This window comes from Streptomyces sp. NPDC092952 (assembly GCF_044754785.1).
Taxonomy (GTDB): domain Bacteria; phylum Actinomycetota; class Actinomycetes; order Streptomycetales; family Streptomycetaceae; genus Streptomyces.
In genome coordinates, this window is the sequence record NZ_JBIVPT010000014.1 from 187,716 (window position 1) to 194,270 (window position 6,555).

4 protein-coding genes are annotated in these 6,555 nt (G+C 74.1%); 1 reads left to right on the forward strand and 3 read right to left on the reverse strand.

Features of this window, described 5'->3' with window-relative positions; translation table 11 throughout:
• Nucleotide 1: 1 nt before the first annotated feature.
• The 3 genes from ACIQGQ_RS28210 to ACIQGQ_RS28220 all read right to left on the reverse strand — a co-directional run bounded on the left by ACIQGQ_RS28210 (nt 2) and on the right by ACIQGQ_RS28220 (nt 4,779).
• A complete protein-coding gene (locus ACIQGQ_RS28210; RefSeq protein WP_402400649.1) occupies nt 2–991 on the reverse strand; it encodes an aldo/keto reductase in 990 nt (329 codons plus the stop codon).
• A 133-nt stretch (nt 992–1,124) separates the two neighbouring features.
• Entirely contained in the window at nt 1,125–2,537 is a 1,413-nt protein-coding gene (locus ACIQGQ_RS28215; protein WP_402400634.1) for a wax ester/triacylglycerol synthase family O-acyltransferase, read from the reverse strand.
• A 175-nt stretch (nt 2,538–2,712) separates the two neighbouring features.
• Nucleotides 2,713–4,779, reverse strand: coding sequence for a SpoIIE family protein phosphatase (locus ACIQGQ_RS28220; protein WP_402400637.1), 2,067 nt, complete (start codon nt 4,777–4,779; stop codon nt 2,713–2,715).
• Nucleotides 4,780–5,035: 256 nt separating this feature from the next.
• Between ACIQGQ_RS28220 and ACIQGQ_RS28225 the strand changes: the two genes are divergently transcribed.
• Nucleotides 5,036–6,403 carry an FAD-dependent oxidoreductase gene (locus tag ACIQGQ_RS28225; protein ID WP_402400639.1) on the forward strand — a complete coding sequence of 456 codons (1,368 nt, stop codon included), beginning with the start codon at nt 5,036–5,038 and terminating at the stop codon, nt 6,401–6,403.
• Nucleotides 6,404–6,555 lie beyond the last annotated feature (152 nt).

Below are 6,555 nucleotides of genomic sequence, written 5' to 3' on the forward strand. Positions count from 1 at the left end.
GTCAGTTTCCGTTCTCGGTGAGCAGGCCCTCGGCGCGCAGCTCCTCCCAGAGCTGGTCCGGGACGGCGCGGCGGAGCAGGTCGGCGGCGTCGCGCACCTCGCCCGGGGAGCGGGTGCCGACGAGGACTCCGGCGACGGCGGGGTGGGCGAGCGGGTAGTGGAGGGCGGCGGCCCGCAGCGGGACGCCGTGGCGTTCGGTGACGGCCTTGATGCGCAGGGCCCGGTCCAGGAGGGCGCGCGGGGCTGTGGTGTAGTCGTACGTGGCGCCGGGGCGCGGGTCGGCGAGCAGCCCGGAGTTGAAGACCCCGCCGACGACCACGGAGCGGCCCCGGGCGGCGGCCTCGGGCAGCAGCTCGTCGAGGGCGGACTGGTCGAGGAGGGTGTAGCGCCCGGCGCAGAGGACCACGTCGGCGTCGGTGTCGCGCAGCAGGCGGGTCAGCATCGCGGTCTGGTTCATGCCGGCGCCGATGGCCCCGACGACGCCCTCGGCGCGCAGCCTCTCCAGCTCCGGGTACGCCTCGTCGAAGGCGGCCTCGGCGTGGTCGTCCGGGTCGTGCAGATAGGCGATGTCGATGCGGTCGAGGCCGAGCCGTTCCAGGCTCTCCCCGATGCTGCGGCGTACGCCCTCGGCGCTGAAGTCCCAGCGCCGGACGTGGGTGGCGGGGACGGCGAAGCCCTCGCTGAGCCCGTCGGGGCCGGGCTCGGGGGCGGCCCCGGCGGGGAGCGGGTCGAGCACCCGCCCCACCTTCGTGGACAGCACGTACGTGTCGCGGGGGCGGTGGCGCAGGGCCTCGCCGAGCCGCCGTTCGGAGAGGCCGAGCCCGTAGTGCGGCGCGGTGTCGAAGTAGCGGACGCCCTCGTCCCAGGCGGCGTCGACGGCGGCGGTGGCCCTCTCCGGGTCGACGGCGGTGTAGAGGTTGCCGATGGCGGCCGCCCCGAAGGACAGCTCGGTGATCTCGACCGCGCTGTTTCCCAGTGTGTTGCGCCGCATGGTTCCGCCGCCCTCCCCGATGATCGCTTCCTGCACAGAGCGAATATTCATCGGATCACTTGGGCGCGTCAACACCCAGGCGGCCATCGGATCCGGCACCTTGCGGGAAATCTGTCCGATCTCTGAACGGCTCCTACGGCTGCTCGACGGGTCCGGGGCGGGGGGCCGCGACGGACGGCAGCAGCGCGAGCAGCTCCGCCACCTCCTCGTCGGCACAGCGCGCCAGCCGCTCCAGGTCGGGCAGCGCCTCGCCGTCGGCGACCAGCCCGACCCGCACCCGGCCGCCGTACGTGGCGAGCGCGACGGCGAGCGCCTGGCCCCGGGCGAGGGGCGCCATCGGGTAGACGGCGCGCAGCGGGCAGCCGCCGAGCGAGAGCGCCGAGCGCGGCAGCGGAACGCTGGTGACCAGGACGTCGAAGAGCATCCTGGCCGCTCCCTGGGCGAGCGGGGCGCCGAAGCGGTGGGCCAGCGAGGGGAGCTGGTCGGCGAGGACGGCGACCGCCCCGGCGCCGCGCAGCGGGCCCGCGGCCTTGTTGCGGTCCATGGCGGCGCGCACGGCGTCCAGCCGCCGCCAGGGGTCGGGGTCGCGGACCGGGAGGTCGAGCAGATAGCCGGAGAGCAGGTTCCCGCTCGTCGGGGACTGGCCGGGCCTGCGCCGGGAGACCGGGACCAGGGCGCGCGGGTCCTGGCCGGGCAGGGGTTCGCCGCGCTCGCCCATCCAGCGGCGCAGCGCCCCGGCGACGACCGCGAGCAGGACGTCGTTGACGGTGCCGCACGCGGCGCGGCGGATGCGGCGGAGGGCGTCGAGGTCCAGGTCGGCGGTGGCCAGCCGCCGGGTGCCGCTGGAGCGGGCGGTGAGCGCGGGGGTGCCGCGCGGGTCCAGCCGGCTGGCCCGCACCATGGAGGCGCCGACGCCGAAGGCGCGCCCGAGGTCCTCGATCCGGCGCAGCGCGAGCGGGCCGGGCGGCCGGGAGCGGGGCGGAACGGGGCGGGCCGAGGCGTGCCCCGCGGCGATCTCGTCGAAGATCCCCGCTCCGATGGCGACCGCGCGCATGCCGTCGGCCAGGGCGTGGTGCAGTTTGACCAGCACCGCGAAGGGGCCGCCGGGGGCGCCGTCGATCAGGTACATCTGCCAGGGCGGCAGCCCTCGTTCGAGGGGCCGCTCCATCAGTTCTCCGGCGAGCCGGGTGGCGCCGGCCATGAAATCGCCGCCCTCCTCCCCCGGGGCGGCCCCGGTCAGCCGTAACCGGTGGACGTGCCGGCGGACGTCGAAGTCCTGGTCCGTGAACCAGGCGGCCCCGCCGACCGGGAGCAGCACGTCCCTGACCCGCATCCGCAGCCGGGGGATGGCCGCGGCCCGGCTGCCCAGCAGGGCCAGCACCGCCTCCGCGCCCGGGCCCGGCCGCCCGCCGGGCGACGGGTCCGCCTCCTCGGTGGGCGGCGGGGCCGGGTCGAAGACCGCCAGCGCGCCGAGGTGCATCGGATGGGCGGCGGATTCGAGGTGCCAGAAGGCCAGGTCGAGCGGGGCCAGCAGCTCAGTGTCCAACGGGTCCTCATGGTGTCGAGGCGTCGCCGGAAAGGCGGCGGAAGACAGAACCGACGGAACCGCAGTCAATCGCTACGGTCGGTTACGGTCAAGTACAGACATGTGGTGATCCGTTGCGGTCGGGCGGTGCGGCCCCGACGTCACCCGTGTGCCGGGGTGTCCACCGCGTACGAGGTCACCCGGGTACCGGGATGACGAACTCGCACCAGACGCACTTGCCGCCGCCCCGGGACTCCACGCCCCACAGGTCGGCCAGCCGGTCCACCAGCATCAGCCCCCGTCCGGAGACCCCGGTGTCCCCCGCGTCGCGCCGTCTGGGCAGCGCGCTGGAGCGGTCCTCGACGTCGACCCGCAGGCGCCGTTCGGGGCCGGCGAGCACCCGGATCGTGACGATGGCCCCGCCGTCGGTGTGCATCAGCGCGTTGGTGATCAATTCGTCGGCGGCCAGCTCGATCTCGTCGGCCCGTTCCTTGGCGCCCCAGGCGCGCACCGCCGCCCGGACCATGTGGCGCGCGGAGCTGAGCGCCTCCGGGTCGTTCTGGGCGACGTGCTGCTGGAGACGGCCACCCGGCTGCGGGGCGTGCGCGGCCTTGCGGCGCAGCAGCAGGACCGCGACGTCGTCCTCGCCCCCGCGTTCGTCGACCGCCGCGCAGAGCCGGTCGGCGAGCCGCTGGAGGTCCTGGGGGCCGTTGCGCACCATGGCGGTCAGCAGCTGTACGCCCTCGTCGAGGTCGGCGCCGGGCAGTTCCACGAGTCCGTCGGTGAAGAGCACCAGGGTCTGGCCGGGGTCCAGCTCCACGGTGCTGACCGGGTACTCCAGCCGTCCGAACTCGGCCGAGAGCCCCAGCGGCAGCCCGCCCTCGACGGGAAGCCTGCGGCAGTCGCCGTCGCTCTCGCGCACCAGCGGGTCGACGTGCCCGGCCCGGACGAGCTGCACCACTCCGGTCGTCAGGTCGGCCTCGGCGTAGGTGCAGGTCGCGAAGCGGTCCGTGTCCAGCTCGTGCAGGAAGACCGAGGCCCGCGCCATCACCGTGGCGGGGCTGTGCCCCTCCGCCGCGTAGGCCCGCAGCACGATGCGCAGCTGGCCCATGACGGCCGCGGCGTGGGTGTCGTGCCCCTGGACGTCGCCGATGACGGTGCCGACCCGGCCGCCGGGCAGCGGGATCACGTCGTACCAGTCGCCCCCGATGTCCCGGCCGAGCCGGGCCGAGCGGTAGCGGACGGCGATCTGCGCGCCGGGGACGTCGGGGATCCGGCGGGGCAGCATGGCCTGCTGGAGCCCCTCGGCGAGATCGTGCTCCTGCTCGTAGAGCATGGCCCGCTGGATGCTCTGCGCGATCGAGCTGCCGAGCGCGATCAGCAGGTTCCGTTCGTCCGGGGTGAAGCCGCTCTTGTCGCGGTAGAGCAGGCCGAGCGCGCCGATCGGCCGGGCCTGGGCGACCAGCGGCAGATAGGCGGCCGAGGTGATGCCGAGGTGGCTGATGTGCGGCCACAGGATCGGGTACGAGGCGGCGAAGTCGGCGGCGGAGTCGATGAAGCGCGGCGCGAGGGTGCGCACCACCTCGCTCATCGGGTACTGCTCGTCCGTCCGGGTGTACCGGGTGCCCGGCACGAACGATCCCTCCGGGCCGTCCGCCACCAGATGGATGCGCCCGGACTCCATCAGCCCCATCACCAGGCTGGTCGCGCCGAGGAGCGCCAGGCCGCGGGAGTTCTTCAGCACCTCGATGACGTCGGCGACGGTCCGGGCGTGCGCCAGGGCGGCCGTGGTGGCGTCGACCAGGCTGGTGCGGCGGCGGCGCTCCAGGTCCAGTTCGTGGCGGGCGGTGGAGTCGGCCAGTTCCTGGGTCGCGTCGCGGACGATGCCGATGATCCGGCGGGCGCGGCCGTCGCCGTCGCGCCGGATGAAGCCCTGGGTGTGCGTCCAGCGCAGACCGCCGTCGCGCCGCCTGATCCGGAAGTACGCGCCGTAGTTGGCCTGCCCGCCCCTCAGCGCCCGCGCGACCATGGCGTCGAGCCGCTCGCCCTCGTCCGGCGGCACCCGGGCGGCGAGCGATTCCGGCCGGTCGTCGTACTCCTCCGCCCGCAGGTCGAACACGTCGAGCGCGGGCCGGTCCATGTGCATGAGGCCGCTGTCGAGATCCCAGTCGAAGCTGCCCATACGGTTCAGGGCGAGGCTGAGATCCGGGTGGGCGGGCCAGTCGTCCGGGAGTGACAGGGCACCCGCTACCCGATCATCCATGTGGGTCACTCTGCCATCATTTGTCCGTTTCTTCGAGTGAACCCCGCGCGGTCGGGCGAATCGGCCCGAGCACCACCCGGCCGCCACCGCGGACCGCCCTCGGCGCCGACCGGCGGGACGGGGCGTCTCGCAGGGCGAACCGGGCGTGGCACCCGGGCGGGCAGCGGATACCGTATCCACGGGCACGGTAAGTCCAGCCTTACCTTTACCCTGAGCTGCACAGACCGCACCAGTTCGTTCTAAGGACCAGCACCTGATGACCCGCCCCGTCCGTGTTGCCATAGTCGGAGCCGGCCCCGCCGGCATCTACGCGGCGGACGCGCTGCTGAAATCCGACGCCGCCCAGGACCCGGGGGTTTCGATCGACCTGTTCGAACGGATGCCCGCCCCCTTCGGCCTGATCCGCTACGGGGTCGCTCCGGACCACCCGCGGATCAAGGGCATCGTCCAGGCGCTCCACCAGGTGCTCGACAAGCCCCAGCTGCGCCTGTTCGGCAACGTCGACTACCCCAACGACATCGGCCTGGACGATCTGCGCTCCTTCTACGACGCGGTGATCTTCTCCACCGGCGCCGACGCCGACCGCGCGCTCGACATCCCGGGCCACGACCTGGACGGTTCGTACGGCGCCGCCGACTTCGTCTCCTGGTACGACGGCCACCCCGACGTGCCGCGCACCTGGCCCCTGGAGGCCGAGAAGGTGGCCGTGCTCGGCGTCGGCAACGTGGCACTGGACGTGGCGCGCATCCTCGCCAAGACGGCCGACGAGCTGCTGCCGACCGAGATCCCGGCCAACGTCTACGACGGCCTCAAGGCCAACAAGGCGCTGGAGGTGCACGTCTTCGGCCGTCGCGGCCCCGCGCAGGCCAAGTTCAGCCCGATGGAGCTGCGGGAGCTGGACCACTCGCCGAACATCGAGGTCATCGTCAACCCCGAGGACATCGATTACGACGCGGGCTCCATCGAGACCCGGCGGGGCAACAAGCAGGCCAACATGGTCGCCTCCACGCTGGAGAACTGGGCCATCCGCGATGTCGGCGACCGCCCGCACAAGCTGTTCCTGCACTTCTTCGAGTCGCCGGTGGAGGTGCTCGGCGAGGACGGCCGGGTCGTCGGCCTGCGCACCGAGCGGACCGAGCTCGACGGCACCGGCAACGTCAAGGGCACCGGCACCTTCACCGACTGGGACGTGCGGAGCGTCTACCGCGCGGTCGGCTACTACTCCCAGGAGCTGCCGAAGCTCCCGTTCGACGTGGCCTCCGGCACGGTCCCGCACGCCGCGGGCCGGGTCCTGGACGGCGAGGAGCACCTGCCGTCGGTCTACGTCACGGGATGGATCAAGCGCGGCCCGGTCGGCCTGATCGGCCACACCAAGGGCGACGCCAACGAGACGGTGGCCTGCCTGCTGGAGGACCGCGCCGAGGGCCGGCTGGCCGCGCCCGTCCGCCCCGAGCCGGAGGCCGTCACCGCCTTCCTGGAGGACCGCGGCATCCGCTACACCACCAAGGACGGCTGGCACCGCCTGGACGCCCACGAGCAGGCGCTGGGCGCGGAGCAGGGCCGCGAGCGGATCAAGGTCGTGGACCGCGAGGCGATGCTGGACGCCTCCGAGCCGCAGGACTGACCCCCGTACGGGACCGACCGGGCGGGCGCCGGGGGCGGGCCCCCCGGGGGGGGGGGGGGGCCCCCGCCCCCCCCCCCCGGCCCCCCCGGGCCAGGGGGCCGGGGGGAGCGCCCCCGGGGCGCCCGTTCGTTGTGCCCCACGGTCCCGCCCCG

Coding starts and splice junctions, on each gene's coding strand:
- ACIQGQ_RS28210 (WP_402400649.1), bottom strand. CDS start 991: ATGCGGCGCAACACACTGGGAAACAGCGCGGTCGAGATCACCGAGCTG.
- ACIQGQ_RS28220 (WP_402400637.1), bottom strand. CDS start 4,779: ATGGATGATCGGGTAGCGGGTGCCCTGTCACTCCCGGACGACTGGCCC.
- ACIQGQ_RS28225 (WP_402400639.1), top strand. CDS start 5,036: ATGACCCGCCCCGTCCGTGTTGCCATAGTCGGAGCCGGCCCCGCCGGC.